The organism is Phenylobacterium sp., from assembly GCF_036723115.1.
GTDB lineage: Bacteria > Pseudomonadota > Alphaproteobacteria > Caulobacterales > Caulobacteraceae > Phenylobacterium.
The window spans coordinates 1-17,643 of the sequence record NZ_DAIMHV010000051.1 but is presented as its reverse complement, the minus strand read 5'-3'; the positions used below and the strand labels follow the sequence as shown (position 1 = coordinate 17,643).

General features: G+C 70.0%; 14 protein-coding genes. 7 read left to right on the top strand and 7 right to left on the bottom strand.

The genetic code is table 11. The annotated features are described in order from the left end of the window. Window positions 1-439 precede the first annotated feature (439 nt). Complete coding sequence (locus tag V7D28_RS07485) at window positions 440-892, top strand: RrF2 family transcriptional regulator (protein WP_333586750.1); 453 nt, start codon at window positions 440-442, stop codon at window positions 890-892. Here the strand turns inward: V7D28_RS07485 and V7D28_RS07480 are convergent. Both V7D28_RS07480 and V7D28_RS07475 read right to left on the bottom strand, forming a co-directional pair. Further along, window positions 889-1,317, bottom strand: a complete 429-nt coding sequence (locus V7D28_RS07480; protein WP_333586749.1) for a CBS domain-containing protein — start codon at window positions 1,315-1,317, stop codon at window positions 889-891. The two genes, V7D28_RS07485 and V7D28_RS07480, sit on opposite strands and share 4 nt — an antisense overlap. Window positions 1,318-1,398: 81 nt before the next feature. Further along, complete coding sequence (locus V7D28_RS07475; RefSeq protein WP_333586748.1) at window positions 1,399-2,064, bottom strand: rhomboid family intramembrane serine protease; 666 nt, start codon at window positions 2,062-2,064, stop codon at window positions 1,399-1,401. 155 nt (window positions 2,065-2,219) lie between these two features. Between V7D28_RS07475 and hfaA the strand changes: the two genes are divergently transcribed. From hfaA to V7D28_RS07445, 6 genes are all read left to right on the top strand, one after another. Further along, window positions 2,220-2,654 carry a holdfast anchoring protein HfaA gene (gene hfaA, locus V7D28_RS07470; RefSeq protein ID WP_333586747.1) on the top strand — a complete coding sequence of 145 codons (435 nt, stop codon included), beginning with the start codon at window positions 2,220-2,222 and terminating at the stop codon, window positions 2,652-2,654. Then, window positions 2,644-3,639: a holdfast anchoring protein HfaB gene (hfaB, locus tag V7D28_RS07465; RefSeq protein ID WP_333586746.1), complete on the top strand. Its 996-nt coding sequence runs from the start codon at window positions 2,644-2,646 to the stop codon at window positions 3,637-3,639. Before hfaA ends, hfaB begins: the two co-directional genes overlap by 11 nt. Beyond that, a complete protein-coding gene (hfaD, locus tag V7D28_RS07460; RefSeq protein WP_333586745.1) occupies window positions 3,569-4,807 on the top strand; it encodes a holdfast anchor protein HfaD in 1,239 nt (412 codons plus the stop codon). Before hfaB ends, hfaD begins: the two co-directional genes overlap by 71 nt. A gap of 91 nt (window positions 4,808-4,898) precedes the next feature. After that, the gene (locus V7D28_RS07455; RefSeq protein WP_333586744.1) at window positions 4,899-7,790 is read left to right on the top strand and encodes a M16 family metallopeptidase; all 2,892 of its coding nucleotides are present in this window, start codon (window positions 4,899-4,901) and stop codon (window positions 7,788-7,790) included. 51 nt (window positions 7,791-7,841) lie between these two features. Then, the gene (locus V7D28_RS07450; protein ID WP_333586743.1) at window positions 7,842-8,498 is read left to right on the top strand and encodes a DUF6134 family protein; all 657 of its coding nucleotides are present in this window, start codon (window positions 7,842-7,844) and stop codon (window positions 8,496-8,498) included. 66 nt (window positions 8,499-8,564) lie between these two features. Then, entirely contained in the window at window positions 8,565-10,379 is a 1,815-nt protein-coding gene (locus V7D28_RS07445) for an aminopeptidase P family protein (RefSeq protein ID WP_333586742.1), read from the top strand. 38 nt (window positions 10,380-10,417) lie between these two features. Here V7D28_RS07445 and ligA read toward each other — a convergent pair whose 3' ends face one another. The 5 genes from ligA to V7D28_RS07420 all read right to left on the bottom strand — a co-directional run. Next, window positions 10,418-12,772 carry an NAD-dependent DNA ligase LigA gene (ligA, locus tag V7D28_RS07440; RefSeq protein ID WP_333586741.1) on the bottom strand — a complete coding sequence of 785 codons (2,355 nt, stop codon included), beginning with the start codon at window positions 12,770-12,772 and terminating at the stop codon, window positions 10,418-10,420. Further along, window positions 12,765-14,462 carry a DNA repair protein RecN gene (gene recN, locus V7D28_RS07435; protein WP_333586740.1) on the bottom strand — a complete coding sequence of 566 codons (1,698 nt, stop codon included), beginning with the start codon at window positions 14,460-14,462 and terminating at the stop codon, window positions 12,765-12,767. Before recN ends, ligA begins: the two co-directional genes overlap by 8 nt. 66 nt (window positions 14,463-14,528) lie before the next feature. Further along, window positions 14,529-15,443, bottom strand: coding sequence for an outer membrane protein assembly factor BamD (locus V7D28_RS07430; protein ID WP_442957906.1), 915 nt, complete (start codon window positions 15,441-15,443; stop codon window positions 14,529-14,531). A 77-nt stretch (window positions 15,444-15,520) separates the two neighbouring features. Continuing rightward, the gene (gene lpxC / locus V7D28_RS07425; RefSeq protein ID WP_333586751.1) at window positions 15,521-16,420 is read right to left on the bottom strand and encodes a UDP-3-O-acyl-N-acetylglucosamine deacetylase; all 900 of its coding nucleotides are present in this window, start codon (window positions 16,418-16,420) and stop codon (window positions 15,521-15,523) included. Window positions 16,421-16,722: 302 nt separating this feature from the next. After that, on the bottom strand, window positions 16,723-17,643 hold a 921-nt coding region (locus V7D28_RS07420; RefSeq protein WP_442957905.1), incomplete at its 5' end, for a cell division protein FtsZ.

Genomic DNA, 17,643 nt, shown 5'->3' with positions numbered 1-17,643 from the left:
CGCCAGAACACCGCCGCCTGCGTTTCTCTTTCCATTCCACAATGTCAAAGAGCGTGACCAGTAGAACCGGCCCCACCGATTATCGCCCGGCGGCTGCGAGGAGCGGCGTATCTATTGGCCGCTCTCCTTCGTGTCAATCAGCCTTTTGAGCTAATTTTGCATCCGCCTTCCGGGTGGAATTTGGCGCAAAAATCACACCGGGCCGCCGACGGGCAAACCCCGAGATGTCCGATGTGATTCGACTGAAGGACCGGAACCTAACGAAGGATGAAGGCGAAATCAAGACCCATTCGGTCTCGCTCGTTTCGCCCCCCGGCATTTCCGGCGAGCGGCGTATCTAGGGGGCGGCCGGGACGGAGTCAACACGCTCTCCAACCCATCATGGCGCGCAGCGACGGTTTTCCCTATGTGGTGTGCGATACGGAGGAGGCCGCCCGGCATGCTGTCGCAGAAGACGAGATACGCCCTGCGCGCCCTTGTGGAACTGGCGCGCGCCGGCGGCGCGCAGCAGACCTCGGGCGAGTTGGCGCTTCGGGCGGACGCCCCGCGCAAGTTCCTGGAGGCCATCCTGCTGGAGCTGTCGCGGGCGCGCATCGTCGTCAGCCGACGCGGCAAGTTCGGCGGCTACATACTGGCGCGCCCGGCGGGAGAGATCAGCTTCGCCGAGGTGATCCGCGCCCTGGAGGGGCCGCTGGCCCTGGCGCCCTGCGTCTCCCTCACGGCCTTCCGGAAGTGCGACGACTGCCCCGACCTCGCCACCTGCACCCTGCGCGAGGCGCTCAGCCGGGCGCGGGACGCCACGGCCAGCGTGCTTGAAGCCTACAGTCTCGCCGACGCAGCCGCCCAGGGACGGGCCGATCCCCCCGTCCCCGGCGCCGCCGCGCCCCCCTAGCCAGCGGCGATATAGGCCTTCAGCGTGTTGGCCTCGGCCTCCACCTCGGAGATCTTGTGCTTCACCAGGTCGCCGATGGAGACGATCCCCAGCAGGCGGTCGTCTTCACAGACCGGAAGGTGACGGATCCTGCGGTCGGTCATGCGCTCCAGCAGGACGTCCACCGTCTCGCCCGGGCGGGCGAAGAGCACGTCGCTGGTCATGCAGGCCGAGATCGGCCGGTCCAGGGCGCCGGCGCCCTGCTCGGCCAGGAGCCGCACCACATCACGCTCCGAGACGATGCCGACCACCTTGCCGCCGTCCACCACCACCAGGGCGCCCACCCGGCGGGCGTGCAGCAGGGCGGTCACGGCGCTCACCGTGTCGCCGGACGTGACGGTGAAGACCAGGTCGCCCTTGGCCTTCAGGATCTGGGATACAAGCATTCGATCATTCCTCCCTATATCCCCAGGTCACAGCCTCTCGCAGAACGGCGGTCATGGCAATCGTCGCCGCGGGCGCCAGGCTCAGGGCCTGCGTAGCCAGGCGAACGGGCCGATCAGCAACAACCCCGCCAGATAGCCCGCCACGTGGGCCTCCCAGGCGACGGCCGCCCCTTGAGAGCCGGGCGCCGCCACCAGTCCGCCAAAGACGACATTGACCGCGATCCAGGCCGCGCTCATGCCCAGGACCTGTGCACTCAGGATCGGCGCCGGCCTCCCCTGGCCCGCAAGCAGGCGCGTGGCCGCCCCGATCAGGCCGAACACGGCGCCCGACGCCCCCACCAGCACCGCGTCCAGACCCGGATGCAGGCGCGCAAAGGCGTAGTTGGCCAGGACGCCGGTCAGCAGAAAAAACCCGTAGAACAGGACCGGTCCTCGCCCGCTCAGCCCGAAATAGCGCGCCACCGGCGCACCGAAAGCCAGGGCGGCCACCGTGTTCATGGCCAAGTGCAACAGACCGCCGTGTAGAAAGAGCGCGGTGACCAGTCCGCTCCACCGCCCTTCATCCAGGCTGGCCGGCACGAAGCCGAACCGACCATAGGCCGCCTCCCCCAGCACCAGGACCTGCCAGGCATAGGCGCCCACAAGCGCTCCGATCAGCGCCAGCACCGGCCAGGGCGCCTTCAGGATCGGCTCTCGGGGCGGCCTCGCCTCGGCGTCGGGCTCCGGGAAACCATGCGGATCGGACAAGGGTGGGCCTCCTTAAGCGGCGGTGTTCAACACAAAGGCCTGTCAGCCTTAACGAAATCGCCAGGGTTGCGCCCCTTAGATAGGGCCGACCCGCAAGTTTTGGCACGCGGCTTGCTTAACCATGGCCGCAACCTAGTACCGGAGCCTCGAAGCCCATGGCCTCCCCCACCGTCGCCAGGACGGCCCTGCTTATGTCGATCGCCCTGACCGGCCTCGGCGCGACCACGGCCCAGGCCCAGTACCTGTCCACCAATTCCGCCGATTTCAACGCCGGCTACGGCCGCGTCGCCGGCAGCGAGAACCGGCCGGTGGAGGTCTCCACCCGGGACCTCAACGGCAATCGCGTCATCATCGACGGCATCATCCAGGCCGGCGAGGATCAGTCCGCCTTCAGCCGGTCCTGGGGATCGGCCGACTCATACGCAGGCGTAGGCGCCTGGGGCGGCGGCGCCACGGCGATCGGCAACAATCTGGTGGTCGTCACCCAGGGCAGCCACAACACGGTGATCATCGACTCCACCCAGATCAATAACGGCTCCGTCTCCGCCAGCACCCGTGTGGTTCGCGGAGGCGTCGGCGATGAGGATTAAGCGCGCCCTCGGCGGGCTGAGCGCCGCGGCCCTGCTGCTGTCGGCCTGCGCTACGCCCGTGGCCGGTCCCCGCGGCAACTATGCCAGCCCCATCGGCAGTGCGCCGGTGACCGCCAATCCGACCCCCTACTCCACCGCGCTGGTTTGCCTGGCCGCCTATGCGCGCCAAGCCAATCTGACGGCGCCGCGGATCGCGGTGGGGCGCATCGCCGACTATACGGGCAAGACCGAGTCCGACGGCTCGGGCCGCAAGATCACCCAGGGCGCCTCGCTCATGGCCATGTCGGCCTTCGCCAAGGCCGGCATGCCACTGGTGGAGCGGTTCGACACCTCGGTGTCCGAACTCGAGCTCAAATACGCCAACAACAAGCTGATCTCCGACACGCCCCGTCCTGCGCCCGACGCGCCGGCGGAGTATCGCCGCATCCTGGCCGGTCAGGTTCCAGGCTCGGACTTCTACATCGCCGGCGGTCTGACAGAACTGAACTTCAACATCCGCTCTTCGGGCTTTGACGTGGCGGGGGGCGACCCCGATCCCCAGGACCTGAAGGGCCGTCTCGGCGGCCGGCTGTTCGTGATGAACATCGGCATGGACCTGCGCCTCATCAATACGCGGACCCTGGAGGTGGTGGACGTCATCTCCTACCAGAAGCAGGTCATCGGCCGGGAGGTTGGTATCGGCCTCTTCGACTTCCTGGGCGGCAATGTGTTCGACGTCTCGGCCGGAACTGGCGCCCTGGAGCCCATGCAGCTGGCCGTGCGCTCGCTCATCGAGCGGGCGGTGGTGGAAATGACCGCCAACCTCTACGGCATGCCCGGTCCGCAGGCCTGCCTGACCTCCGACCCGCTCTCCGGCTCCACCGTGGGCCTCACGGGGGCCTATGTCCCGGCCTACAACAATCTGGGGACCAACAATGCGCAAACCCGGCAAGATCCTAATCGTTGGAACGTGGATCGCGATTCTGCCGTGCGCGGCCGCTACTAGTCAGACCCTCGACAGCGTCATCGTCAGCGACCAGGTCCAGACCGACGACATTTTCTCCGGCCTGGTGCTGAACGTCGTGGAGGTCACGGAAACCACCACAGGCGTCTCCACGGCCACCGGCGCGGCCTTCAACGGCTCTGGCGAGGGCGTGAACCTGGACGTTCGCGCCAACCAGAATCTGCAGGCCAATGTCACGGCCGACACCCGGCTGGAGGCGGCGGTCTCCTCCGGCGCCAGCACGGTGCTCCACACCGCCGCCACCGGGCTGACCAGCGAGTCCAACATCTATGGCGGGGTGCTCACGGGGGTTTACACCCAGACCGTGGGCCCCGGCGCGATCTACGCCCACAGCCATGTGGAAGCCCCCCTGGCCGAGGCCGGGGACGTGACCGCTTCCACCCAGGCCGTGGGCGCCAGCCAGGGGTTCGGCGTCAGCCATGGCGCTGTGGGCGCGAGGGTCCGCCAGACCAACCAGGCCGATGTGGTGACCGATGGCGGCGGCGTCTATGGGCATGTGGACGGCCAGGCGGTGTTCGCCGGCCAGGCCAGCGGCGCCAATGTCTCGGCCTCCAGCATCGGCGGCTCGGGCGAGCGCTATGTGATCGACCAGGCCAACACCGCCGAGCGGGTGCAGGCCAGCCAGTTCACCGCCTTCGGCAGCGCCTACATGGCCACCACCAGCGCCACGGCCAGCGGGACCAATGTGAACGCCTATAACGAGGGCGGCTTCCTGGATGTCGCCAGCCAGCAGACCAATACGGCCTATATCCGCGGCCAGGCGGTTTCCTCGGCCTATCAGTTCGGCGCGGCCTCCAGCATCGCCTATGGGGTGGGCAATTCTTTCCTGGCGGGCAATTCCGGCTGGGAAACCGTGATCGACGCCGTCCAGCTCAATGACGGCGGCGGGGTCGAGGTGATCGCCGAGTTCACCGGGGCGGAGGGCTATGACGCCAGCGCCAACGCCACGGCCATCGGCAACGCCGCCACGGGCTATGTCTGCAGCGACTGCGAGGGCCGGCTCACCGCCGTCAGCCAGCAGGTGAACAATGTGGACGTTTCGGCCACGAGCACGGTGACCGTCACCGGCTACGCCCGCAGCGCCACGGGCCTGGCCAATGCCGTGGGCAACACCGCCACCTATTATGTGAGCCGTCCGGGCGAACACTGACGCCCGCCGCGAGCTCGACCGGGAACGGCCTTGCCCTCGCCACAGGGCGCGGCGAAGGTGTCGCGAATTTGGCACCTGTCCGGACGTTTTCATGTTGGTTCTGAAGCGAGGCGCCCCGGCGCTGGCCGCCGCCCTCGCCCTTGTGGCCTGCGCCACCCTCCCCCCCTCGCCGGTCGCCGCCCAGGCGCCGGTCGCAGTGTCGCCGGGCGCAGTACAGGCGGCCCCTCCCGCCGCCTGGCCCCAGGACCGCAGCGATGTGACGGCCGACGCCGACGTCCTGTTCGGCGTCCTGGACAACGGCATGCGCTACGCCATCCGCCGCCAGACGATTCCGCCGGGCCAGGCCGCGCTCCGCCTGCGCATCGACGCCGGCTCGCTGATGGAGGAAGACGATCAGCTGGGCCTCGCCCACTTCCTGGAGCACATGGCCTTCAACGGCTCCGAGGCCGTGCCGGAAGGGGAGATGATCAAGATTCTGGAGCGGCTGGGCCTGGCCTTCGGGGCCGACACCAACGCCTCCACCGGCTTTGACGAAACCATCTACAAGCTCGACCTGCCACGCACCGATGAGGAGACCGTGGCCACCAGCCTCATGCTCCTGCGCGAGACCGCGATGAACCTGACCATCGCCGACGACGCGGTGGACCGGGAGCGGGGCGTGATTCTGTCGGAGGAACGGGCGCGGGATAATCCGGCCTACCGCATCTATCGCGAGCGGCTGGCCTTCCTGCTGCCCGGGCAGAGGTTGAATGCGCGCTTCCCCATCGGCGATGTCGAGGTGCTCAAGGACGCCCCCGGCCAGAGAATCCGCGACTTCTACCAGGCCTATTATCGCCCCGAGCGCGCCCTGCTGGTGGCGGTGGGAGACTTCGACGTCGCCGCCATGGAGGCCCGCATCATCGAGGCGTTCGGCGGCTGGCGCCCCGCCGGCCCCGCCGGGGCCGACCCGGACATGGGCGTGGTCGCGTCCCGCTCCACCCAGGCGCGCATCGCCGTCGATCCCGGCGCGGCGCCCGCCCTGCAGGTGGCCTGGGTCCGCCCCCCGGACACCCGCGACGACAGCCAGGCGCGACGGGCGCGGGAGCTTGTGGAGCGGCTGGGCCTGGCAGTCCTGAACCGGCGCCTGTCGGTCCTGGCCAGGGCCGGCGATCCGCCCTTTCTGGGCGCTGGCGCCTTTGTGAACAACGAGTTCAACGCCGCCGAGACCACAAGCATCGTGGCCAACGCCCAGGCGGGCCGCTGGCGCGAGGCATTGAGCGCCCTGGAGGCCGAGCAGCGGCGACTGGTGGAGTTCGGCGTCCGCCAGGACGAACTCGACCGCGAAATCACCGAGGGTCGGGCGCGGCTGCAGGCCGCCGTGGCCGGTGCGGCCACCCGGCGCCCTTCGGCCCTGGCGGAGCAGATCCTCAGCGCCGTCGCTGAAGACCGGGTGGTGACCAGTCCGGCCCAGGACCTGGCCCTGTTCGAGGCCGTGACCTCCGAATTGACCGCCGATCAAGTTTCCGCAGCCCTGGCGCGCACCTTCCAGGGCCAGGGTCCGCTGATCTTCCTCGCCACCCCCACCACGATCCCCGGCGGAGAGGCCGCCGTCCTGCAGGCCTATGAGACCTCTCGCCAGACGCCGGTCAGCGCGCCCGAGGCCCTGGCCCTGCTGGAATGGCCGTATGGGGATTTCGGCGCGCCCGGCCAGGTCGCCGAGACGCGGGAGGTGGCCGATCTCGACACCGTCTTCATCCGCTTCGAGAACGGCGTCCGGCTGACGGTGAAGCCGACGAGGTTCCAGGACGACGAGATCCTGGTGGCCGTCAATGTGGGCCAAGGGCTCAGGAGCCTGCCGGCCGACCGGCAAAGCCTGACCTGGGCGGGCCGAGCCCTGATCGAGGGGGGCCTCGGCCAGATCACCGCCGAGGATCTTGAGCGCGTCCTGGCCGCCCGCGTCTATGGCGCGCGCCTGAGCGCGCTGGACGACGCCTTCCGCCTGGGCGGCTCCACACGGCCCGAGGACCTGGAGGTGCAATTGCAGGTGCTGAGCGCCTATCTGGCGGATCCCGCCTGGCGGCCGGAGGCCTTCGCCCGCATCCAGGCCGCCGGCGCCACCATTCACGAGCAGTATGAGGCCACGGCCAGCGGCGTGCTCTCGCGCGACCTGTCGGGCCTGCTTCATTCCGGCGACCGCCGATGGACCTTCCCGTCGCGGGAGGAGATCGCCCAGGCGAGCCTCGCCGACCTCCAGGCCCAGCTGCAGGACCCGTTGGCTCGGGGCGCCATCGAGGTGGTCATTGTCGGCGACACCACGGTGGAAAAGGCCACCGAGGCGGTGGCCCGCACCTTAGGCGCCCTGCCCGCCCGACCGGAAGGCCAGGCCGCCAGCGCCGCCGGCGTGCGCTTCCCTGCGCCTTCGGCCACGCCGGTCCAGCGGACCCACAAGGGGCGCGCCGACCAGGCCATCGGCTATGTCGCCTGGCCCACCACCGACTTCTTCGCCGACCCGCAGGGCGCGCGCGAAGCCGCGGTGCTGGGGGAAATCCTGCGTCTGCGCCTGACCGCGGAACTGCGCGAGAGCCAGGGCGCCACCTATTCCCCGTCGGTGGGCTACAACCACGCCATGGTCTGGGAAGGCTGGGGCTATATGTCGGCCAGCGTCGAGATACCGCCCGCCGGGCTGGAGGCCTTCTTCGCCGACGTGGCCGAGATCGCCGAGGACCTTCGGACCACGCCGGTGAGCCAGGACGAACTGGAGCGCGCCCGCCAGCCCCGGCTGGAGCGGATCGAACGGGCGCGGGTGGGCAATGGCTATTGGCTGGAGGAACTGTCGGGCGCCCAGGCCGACCCCCGGCGCCTGGACGCCATCCGCTCCCTGAGGTCCGGCACCGAGCGGGTCACCGCCGCGGCGGTGCAGGCCGCGGCGCAACGGATCCTGCGGCCGGAGGCGGCCTGGAAGCTGGAGGTGCGGCCGCAAGCCGCGGCGGATCGCGTCCAATGACGATGCGCCCCCGTAGCTGGTAGAGTGATCACCACCTGCTGGAGGCCTGAAATGTCCGCAGACCCTGGTATGACCCGCCGGTTCGCCCTGGGGGCTGGTCTTGCCCTTGCGCTTCCCTCCATCGCCGGCGCAGCGGCGCCCGGAGGCGGCCGTCTGAGCTTCTCCGTCCTGCGCAACGGGACCAAGGTGGGCGAGCACGCCATGCGGTTCAGCCGCGCGGGCGGCCTGACCACCGTGACCACCGAGGTGGAGATGCGCGTGCGCATCGGGCCTGTGCCGGTCTTTCGCTATACCCATTCGGCCGAAGAGGCCTGGCGCGAGGGCGTCTTCCAGCGCCTGACCACCACCACCAACAGCAACGGCAAGATCGAACGGGTCGTGGCGCAGCGGGGCGATGACGGGGTGGCTATCGAAGGCCCCGCCGGTCGGGTGCGGGCGGCCCAGACCGCCGCCCCCCTGACCCACTGGAACCGCGAAGCCCTGAACAGGCCCCTCTTCAATCCCCAGCTGGGCAAGCCCCTGGCGCTCCGCGTCAGCCGCGCCGGCCGTGAGACCATCGCCCTGGACGGCGGCGAACAGATCACCGCCGAACGCTGGTCCCTGCGCGGCGACGCCGAGATCGACAACTGGTACGATTCGGCCGGTGTCTGGTCGGGCTTGCGTGGCAAGCTGGAGGACGGCTCCACCATGGTCTATCGCCGGGTCTGACGACGCGGGCGCCTGAGCCATCCGAAAACCGTGGCGAACCGCTCGGGGCGGGCCTAAATCTTTCCCATGCGCCAGACCTTCGACGAAACCACCGACCGCTCCTTCGGCTCCAAGCACGTTCCCCTGATCCGCCAGGCCATGGCCGAACAGGCCCTGGACGGCTTTCTCGTGCCCCACGAGGACGAGCACCAGAACGAGTATCTGCCGCAGGCCAATGACCGCCTGGCCTGGGCCACCGGCTTCACCGGCTCGGCCGGGGCCGCGGTGATCCTCAAGGACAAGGCCGCCGTCTTCGTCGACGGGCGCTACACGCTCCAGGTTCGCGACCAGGTGGACGAGACCCTGTTCGAGATCCGCGACCTCGTGGAGGGGGGCGTGCCGGCCTATCTGGAGGCCGCCGCCGGCCGCGGCCAGGCCATCGGCTATGATCCGCGCCTGCACAGTCCCGACGCCCTGGCGCGCATCCGCGCGGCGGTGGAAAAGGCCGGCGCGACCCTGAAGCCCGTCGCCACCAACCCCCTGGACGCCGCCTGGGGCGCGGCCCGACCGGCCCAACCCCAGGCGCCTGTCGTCCCTCATCCGCTGGGCTATGCCGGCGAGGACTCCGGCTCCAAGCGCGCCCGGGTGGGCCAGATCCTGGCCGACAAGGGCGCCGCAGCCGCGGTGATCACCGCGCCGGCCTCCATCGCCTGGCTGTTCAACATCCGCGGCGGCGACGTGATCCGCACCCCCCTGCCGCTGGCCCAGGCCATCCTGCGGGCCGACGGATCGGCCCAGCTGTTCCTGGACCCCGCCAAGGTCACCCCTGACCTGCCCGCCTGGCTGGGCAATGAGGTGGCCCTGGAGACGCCGCAGGCCCTGGAAGGGGCGCTGGGCGCGCTGAAGGGCCAGAAGGTGCTGGTGGACGCCGGCCAGTCCTCGGCCTGGTACTTCGACACCCTGGACGCGGCCGGCGCCGAGACGATCCGCGCGGAGGATCCCTGCGCCCTGCCGCGGGCCTGCAAGAACGCGGTGGAGCTGGAAGGCGCCCACCGCGCCCATGTGCGCGACGGCGCGGCGCTGGCCCGCTTCCTCCACTGGCTGGCCACCGAGGCCCAGACGAGCCTGCCGGACGAAAAGACCGTGGTCATGAAGCTGGAGGGCTTCCGCGAGGCCACCGGCGCGCTCAAGGACCTGTCCTTCGACACCATCGCCGGCGCCGCCTCCAACGGGGCCATCGTCCACTACCGACCCACCGAGCGGCTGAACAGGCGGACGGAGGCCGGCTCTCTGCTGCTGGTGGATTCCGGCGCCCAGTATCTGGACGGCACCACCGACGTGACCCGCACCGTGGCCATCGGCGACCCCTCCCGCGAGATGGCCGAGCGTTTCACCCTGGTGCTCAAGGGTCATCTGGCCTTGGCCCACATCCGCTTCCCCGCCGGGACCACCGGCTCGGCCCTGGACGCCCTGGCCCGCGCGCCCCTGTGGATGGCGGGCCTCGACTACGACCACGGCACCGGCCACGGGGTGGGCAGCTATCTGGGCGTCCACGAGGGGCCGCAACGGATTTCCAAGGCGCCCAACACTGTGGCGCTCAAGCCCGGCATGATCGTCTCCAACGAGCCGGGCTACTACAAGGCCGGCGCCTACGGCATCCGCATCGAGAACCTGCAATACGTCACCGCCGAGGACGAGATCGACGGGGGCGAGCGGCCGATGCTGGGCTTCACCACCCTGACGCTGGCCCCCATCGATCGCCGGCTGATCGTGGTGGACATGCTGAGCACCCAGGAGCGCGTTCAGATGGACGCCTACCACGCCCGCGTCCTGCGCGAGGTCGGGCCCCTGGTGGATGGCGAGGTCAGGGCCTGGCTCAGTGAGGCCTGCGCGCCGCTATAGGCGCAGCCCCCGCCCCTCGCGAGGAGGGGGAGCCGCGATCAGCCGGCCACCAGCTTCAGCCAGTCGTCCTCGCTGATCACCTCGATGCCGAGGTCGGTGGCGGTCTTGAGCTTGGACCCGGCGCCTGGGCCAGCCACCACCAGGTCGGTCTTCTTCGACACCGAACCCGACACCTTGGCGCCCAGCGCCTCGGCCTGGGCCTTCGCCTCGTCGCGGGTCATGCGCTCCAGGGCGCCGGTGAAGACGATGGTCTTGCCGGCCACCGCCGTATCGGTCTTGGGCCGCTCGGCCGGTTGGACGTCCAGCTCGGCCAGCAGGTTTTCCACCGTCCTGTTGTTGTGGTCCTCGGCGAAGAAGGTCCCGATCATTCGGGCGGCCACGGGGCCGACACCGTCCACCGCCTCCAGTTCGCGGAAGGCCTCCCCCGGCCGGTGCGCCACGGCCGCGCGGGCGGCGCGCTCGAAGGCCGCCCAGCTGTGGAACCGCTGCTCCAGAGCCTCGCGGGCGGTCTTGTTCAGCTTGGGAACGGCGGCCTTGGCGCGGGTCTCGAAACTCGCCCCCTCGGGCACGAGCAGGTCGCGAGGCGGAGCCTCGGCCCAGGCCAGGATGGCTTCCAGGCCGGTCGGACCCACCCCTTCCAGATGCACGAACTGGGCGTGGTCTTCGCCCTCAAGGGCCGCGGCCGCCGCCCGCGCCGCCGCCAGGAAGGCCTCCACGGTTTCGAAGTTGCGGGCGAGCGCCAGCGAGGTGGTCTCGCCGATATGGCGCATGCCCAGGCCATAGATGAAGCGGTCGAGGGGGATGGGACGGCGCGCCTCGATGCCGGCGATCAGATTGGCGACGCTGGTCTCGCCATAGCCCTCGGTCCCGCGCAACTCGTCGAGCTTCGCTGTGTCCCGGGCCAGGCGGAAGATGTCGGCCGGCTCCCGGATCCAGCCGCGATCGAAGAAGGCCTGGAGCTGCTTCTCCCCCAGACCCTCGATGTCGAAGGCCCGCCGCGACACGAAGTGCTTCAGGTGCTCGATCCGCTGGAAGGGACAGGCGAGTTCTCCGGTGCAGCGGCGCACCACCGTCTCGGCGCCCGAGGCGGTGGTCTCCCGCGCCAGCGGCGTCTTCAGCGGACAGGGGCAGGTCTGCGGAAACACAAACGGCGTGGCGCCCGCCGGCCGCGCCTCCAGCACCGGTCCCACCACCTGCGGGATCACGTCGCCCGCCCGCTGAACGATGACCGTATCGCCGATGCGGACGTCCTTGCGGGCGATCTCGTCGGCATTATGCAGGGTGGCGTTCTCCACCACCACGCCGCCCACCGTCACCGGCGCCAGCCGGGCCACCGGCGTCACCGCCCCGGTACGGCCCACCTGCAGATCGATGGCGTTGAGCACCGTGCGCGCCTGCTCGGCCGGGAACTTGCGCGCTATGGCCCAGCGGGGCGAGCGGGAGACGAAGCCCAGCCGGTGCTGCCACTCCAGGCGATCGACCTTGTAGACCACCCCGTCGATGTCGAAGCCGAGGCTGGGGCGCTCCACCTCCATGGCGCGATAGGCGTCGAGCAGACCCTGCGCCCCCTCCACCCGCCGGGACTGCGGCGTCGTCTGGAAGCCCCAGGCCTTCAGCAGCTCCAGCGCCTCCCACTGGGTCTGCGCGAACGGTGCGCTGGTCAGCCCCCAGGCATAGGCGAAGAAGCGCAAGGGCCGCTGGGCGGTGATGTTCGGGTCGATCTGGCGCAAGGAGCCGGCCGCCGCGTTGCGGGGATTGGCGTAGGTCTTCTGGCCGGCGGCCTGCGCCGCGGCGTTCAGGGCCTGGAAGCCCGCATGCTCCAGATAGACCTCGCCGCGAATCTCGACCACGTCGGGAAAGCCCGAGCCCGCCAGCCGGTGGGGGATGTCGGAGATGGTCCGCAGATTCGCCGTGACGTCCTCGCCCACCCGGCCGTCGCCCCGCGTGGCGCCGCGGACCAGCTGACCCTTCTCATAGCGGATTGAGGCCGACAGCCCGTCGATCTTGGGCTCGGCCGTATAGGCGAAGACCGCCTCGTCGAGCCTCAGAAAACGGCGCACCCGGGCGTCGAAGTCCACCGCCTCGTCATCGGAAAAGGCGTTGTCGAGGCTCAGCATGGGCACGCCATGCTCCACCGGCGAGAACTGGGCCGAGGCCGCCGCCCCGACCTTCAGGCTCGGCGAATTCTCCCGGATCAGGTCTGGGAAAAGCGCCTCGATCTCACCGTTGCGGCGCTTGAGCGCGTCATAATCCGCATCGGAGACCTTGGGCGCGTCCTCCTGGAAATAGGCGATGTCATGGGCCGCCAGGGTGTCGGCGAGCCAGGTCAGCTCCTCGGCCGCCTCGGCTTCGGAGAGCTCGGCCGGAGCCTTGGGGTGGGGCGTCTCAAGCATGCATCAGGGCCCGGGCTGCGGCGCGGGCCGCATCGGTGATCTCCGCGCCGGCCAGCATGCGGGCGATCTCCTCCTCCCGATCGTCGGGAGAAAGCGCCTCGACGGCGGTGCGCACGCCGCTGGCGTCGCCGGCCTTTTTGATGCGCCAGTGGGCGTCGGCCCGGGCGGCCACCTGCGGACTGTGGGTGACCACCAGGACCTGGGCGTCGGCCGCCAACCGGCGCAGGCGCAGGCCCACCGCATCGGCAACGGCCCCGCCCACGCCCTGGTCCACCTCGTCGAAAATCATCAGCGGCTGCGCGCCCTGGGCGCGGCCGGCCAGGGCCGCCTTCAGCGCCAGGGCCAGACGGGCCAGTTCGCCGCCCGAAGCGATCTGACCGAGCTCCCCGAACGGCGCGCCCGGATTGGTGGAGATTTCGAAGGCCACGCGGTCCTGACCGGCGGGTCCCGCCTTTTCCGGCGCCAGGGTCTCCACCGTGACCCGGAAACGGGCCTTGTCGAGTTTCAGCGGGCCCAGTTCGCTCATGACGGCCTCCGCCAGACGCTCGCCCGCGGCCAGCCGCGCCTTGCTGAGCGTCTGGGCGGCCGCCAGATAGTCCGCCCGAGCCCGGGCCAGCGCCGCCTCGGCGGCCTTCAGGTCCTCGCCGGAACTTTCGGCTGAGCGCAGACGCTCGGCGAATCGCACCCTCAGCCCCGGCAACTCCTCGACGCTGACGGAAAGTTTGCGCGCCATGCCGCGCAGGTCGAACAACCGCTCCTCGGTCTTCTCCAGGCGTTCAGGCTCGAAGTCGAAGGCTTCGGCGGCCGCATCAAGAGCGGCCTCGGCCTCCTGCGCCTCCACCAACGCCCGGTCGATGGCCGCCGAGGCCGCCGCCAGACGGCTGACGGCGGGGCCGTCATCGGCCGCGCCGGCGCTCACCGCCCGCTCCCGCGCCCGCTCCAGGGCCCGAATCGCCTGGCCCATGCGAGGGGAAAGGCCGTCAAAGGCCTCGCGGGCCGCGGCGATGTCGGCCAGCGCCTTCTCCGACGCGCCCAGGACGGCGCGGATCTCGGCGAGTTCGGTCTCCTCTCCTTCCCGCGGCTCCAGTCGGTCGAGTTCGGAGAGGCGCAGCGACAGTTCCTCCATCTCGGCGGCGGCGCGATCGGCCATGTCGGCCAGTTCGTCGCGGCGGGCCTGCGCCGCGCGCCAGGCCTTCCACCGGTCCGCCACGGCGGTCAGAGGCTCAGACAGCTGGCCATAGGCGTCGAGCAGCGGCCGGTGGGTCCGTGAGTCCAGCAGGCCCACCGTCTCATGCTGGCCGTGCACCTCGATCAGCAGGCCGCCCAGCTCGCGCAGGACCCCGACGCTGGTGGCCTGGTCATTGACGAAGGCGCGGCTGCGGCCGTCGGCCGAAACGGTGCGGCGCAGGATCAGGTCTTCCGAGGGGTCATAGGCCAACCCCTTCTCGTCCAGCACCGCCCAGACCGGATGGTCCGGCGGCGGGGCGAACAGGGCCGTAGCCTGGGCCTGGGGGGCGCCCTGGCGAACCAGCGCCGCCTCGGCGCGCGCGCCGACAGCCAGGCCAAGGGCGTCGAGGATGATCGACTTGCCCGCCCCCGTCTCTCCGGTCAGGGCCGTGAGGCCCGGCCCGATGGGCAGGTCGAGCGCCTCGATCAGCACCACGTCGCGGATCCACAGTCCGATCAGCATGGGCGCAAGATTGCCTGGAATCGCCTTGGGCGGAAGCCCGTTCTGTTCGCCTTAGGTTCTCGCCCCTTACGGGGTGACCGGCGGCCGGAGGGTGTTGTCCTTGTCCGCCGGGAGGCCTTCGCTCTGACCGCGCCCGACAAAGGGCAGCCGGGAGAGGAGGCCGCGCTCCGAACTCGCCGTGGGCGCGTTGGCGGGGCGCAGGCCGCGGTCGGTGAGCAGGTTGTAGGCGTCCCGGTACCAGACCGTGCCCGGATAGTTGAAACCGAGCACCGCGCCATTGCGCTTGGCCTCCTCGGCCAGGCCCAGGGTCAGATAGGCCTCCACCAGTCGATAGAGCGCCTCAGGCGTGTGGCTGGTGGTCTCGTAGCGGGTGACCACCGTGTTGAACCGCCCCACCGCGGCCAGGGTGTCGCCATTGCGCAGGTAATAGCGCCCGACGGTCATCTCCTTGCCGGCCAGCTGGTCGCGGACCATGTCCACCTTCAGGCGGGCGTCCTTGGCGTATTCGCTGTCGGGATAGCGCTGGATGACTTCCTGCAGGGCCGAAAGCGCCTGGCCGGTGGCGGCCTGGTCGCGGCCCACATCCACGATCTGCTCGAAATAGCAGATGGCCTTCAGATAATAGGCATAGACGGCCGCAGGGTTGCCCGGCGCCTGGGCCAGGAACCGATCGGCGTCGGCGATGGCCTCGGCATAGTCATTGGCCTGATAGTGGGCGTAGGCGGTCATCAGGATCGCCCGACGCGCCCACACCGAATAGGGGTGCTGACGTTCGACCTCGCCGAAATAGTCCACCGCCTGACGCCACAGGCCGCGATCGAGGCGATCGGCGCCGGTGTTGTAGAGCAGTTCGACAGGACGCTCTTCATAGGCCAGCCGGGGCCGGTCCTGGCGGCCGGCGCAGGCGCTGAGCGTAAGGGCGGCCAGAACCGCCACGAGAGCGGGACCCCGAAGGGAATTGTGAAGCAGAGACACCTTCACCTCAAAAGGACCAACGCGCGCCCCCGCGCCGCGAGCCCTCGCTTCTACACCACGCGGGCGGCGGCGCAAACGGAAGGTCAGACCGCGAGGGCCAGCTCCGGCGCGAAGCTGCGCAGCCTCCACGAATCCGGCTGGGCCAGGAGCGCGCGGACCAGGGCGTTGTTGATCCCGTGACCGGCCAGCCTGCCCTCGAACCGACCGATGATCGGCGCCCCCAGGACATAGAGGTCGCCGATGGCGTCCAGGGCCTTGTGGCGCACGAATTCATCAGGCCGGCGCAGGCCTTCGGGGTTGAGAATCCGGTCGCCCTCGATGACCACCGCATTCTCCAGCGAGCCGCCCCGGGCCAGGCCCATGGCGCGCAACGCCTCCACCTCGTGGGCGAAGCCGAAGGTGCGGCAGTCGGCGAGCTCGTCGCGGAAAGCCTGTTCATCCATGGGCAGGTCCACGGCCTGGCGGCCGATGACGGGCGAATCGAACACGATTTCGAAGGCCACCTCGAACCGGTCGCCGGGCAGCAGGCTGGCGCTCTTGTCGCCCTCGGTGACGATGATGGGCGCGAGAATCTCGATGAAGCGCCGCGGGGCGTCCTGTCGGCGCAGGCCCGTCTGATCCAGGATCTGGACGAACGGCAGGGACGAGCCGTCCATGATCGGCATTTCCGGCCCGTCCAGCTCCACCACGGCGTTGTCCACGCCAAGCGTGGCGAAGGCGGCCATCAGATGCTCGATAGTGGAGACGGTGACGCCGGCGGCGTTGCCGATCACCGTGCCCAGCTGGGTCTTGCAGACCGCCTCGCCGGACACCGGCACGCGGTTGTCGCCGGAGAGGTCCGTGCGCACGAACACGATGCCGCTGTCAGCCGGCGCCGGACGCACAGCGACGCGAACATGGGCGCCGGTATGGACGCCCACCCCGGCGAAAATGGCGGGACCGAGCACGGTGTGCTGGAAAGCGCGGGCGGCCTGGTGGCGGATTTCGGTGGCGGACAAGGACGTAGAACCTTCTCGACTGGACTTCGCAAAGGCGACCACGTCTGCGGTCACCAAGGCCCCAGCTACCCGATAGGGTTTATGCTGCGGCGCCGCAACACACGTCCTGTTTCCGAATGTTTCGCGCTCAGCGCAGCGAGAAACCCTGCAATATCAATGACAAACCAGATCCCTGCGCAGGTCTGATCAGGCCGCCCGAAGCCGCCTACCTGCTGAATGAGTGGAAGCGTAAACGCAAACGGCCGGGACACAGGTCCCGGCCGTCCAGACTTTGGTGACCCACAGGCTTAGTTGGCGAGCCGTCTCAGGAAGGATGGGATCTCGAGATCCTCACCTTCAGGCTCGGCGGACGGCGCCTCGGAGGGTTGCGCCGCGCCCCGGGCCGGGGCCCGCGGGCTCGCCGCTGCAGGCTGGGCCGGCGGGGGGCCATCATAGCGGGGACGTCCGCCGAACAGGCTCAGAAACCCGCTTTTCTGGCGCCGGTCGTCGACGAAGCTGTTGTCCGCAAACAAGGGCTCGTCCTCATCATCGGCCACCAGGGGATCGACGATGCGGGTGACGGGTCGCTGCACGACGGGCGCAGGCTCCGGCTCAGGCGCGTAGAGTTCGGGTTGGGCCAGTTCGGGCTCGGCCATGGGCGGTGGCTCGGGCGCGCGGACCGGCGGAGCGGGCTCCGGCGCACGGGCCACCGGCGGCGGGGCCGCATAGGTCGGCGCGGGCGCAGGCTGGGCCGGCGGCGGGGCGGCGGGACGCTCGAAATAGGAGGGCTGCTGAGCCACCGGGCGGCTCACCTCCGGCGCGCGGGGCGCAGGGGCCGGCTGCGGCTGCGGCGCCGGGCGGCGAACCTCGGCCTTGGGTTCGATGGCGGCGATGGAGGCGCCGTCCATGCCGGTGGCCACCACCGAGACGCGGATCATGCCGTCCAGGGACGGATCGAAGGCCGCGCCGAAGATGATGTTGGCCTCGGTGTCCACCTGCTCGGCGATGGCGTTGGCCGCCTCGTCCACCTCCAACAGGGTCATGTCCAGACCGCCGGTGACGTTCACCAGCACGGCCTTGGCGCCCTTCAGGGAGACTTCGTCCAGCAGCGGGTTCTGGATGGCGTTCTGCGCCGCCATCAGGGCGCGGTCGTCGCCCGTGGCCTCGCCCGTGCCCATCATCGCCTTGCCCATCTCGGTCATGACCGTGCGGACGTCGGCGAAGTCGAG

What these genes read in the sequence shown, in the direction of transcription:
- V7D28_RS07445 (WP_333586742.1), top strand. Translation starts at nt 8,565, where the DNA reads ATGCGCCAGACCTTCGACGAAACCACCGACCGCTCCTTCGGCTCCAAG.
- hfaA (WP_333586747.1), top strand. Translation starts at nt 2,220, where the DNA reads ATGGCCTCCCCCACCGTCGCCAGGACGGCCCTGCTTATGTCGATCGCC.
- ligA (WP_333586741.1), bottom strand. Translation starts at nt 12,772, where the DNA reads ATGCTTGAGACGCCCCACCCCAAGGCTCCGGCCGAGCTCTCCGAAGCC.
- V7D28_RS07480 (WP_333586749.1), bottom strand. Translation starts at nt 1,317, where the DNA reads ATGCTTGTATCCCAGATCCTGAAGGCCAAGGGCGACCTGGTCTTCACC.
- hfaD (WP_333586745.1), top strand. Translation starts at nt 3,569, where the DNA reads ATGCGCAAACCCGGCAAGATCCTAATCGTTGGAACGTGGATCGCGATT.
- hfaB (WP_333586746.1), top strand. Translation starts at nt 2,644, where the DNA reads ATGAGGATTAAGCGCGCCCTCGGCGGGCTGAGCGCCGCGGCCCTGCTG.
- V7D28_RS07455 (WP_333586744.1), top strand. Translation starts at nt 4,899, where the DNA reads ATGTTGGTTCTGAAGCGAGGCGCCCCGGCGCTGGCCGCCGCCCTCGCC.
- V7D28_RS07485 (WP_333586750.1), top strand. Translation starts at nt 440, where the DNA reads ATGCTGTCGCAGAAGACGAGATACGCCCTGCGCGCCCTTGTGGAACTG.
- V7D28_RS07450 (WP_333586743.1), top strand. Translation starts at nt 7,842, where the DNA reads ATGTCCGCAGACCCTGGTATGACCCGCCGGTTCGCCCTGGGGGCTGGT.
- recN (WP_333586740.1), bottom strand. Translation starts at nt 14,462, where the DNA reads ATGCTGATCGGACTGTGGATCCGCGACGTGGTGCTGATCGAGGCGCTC.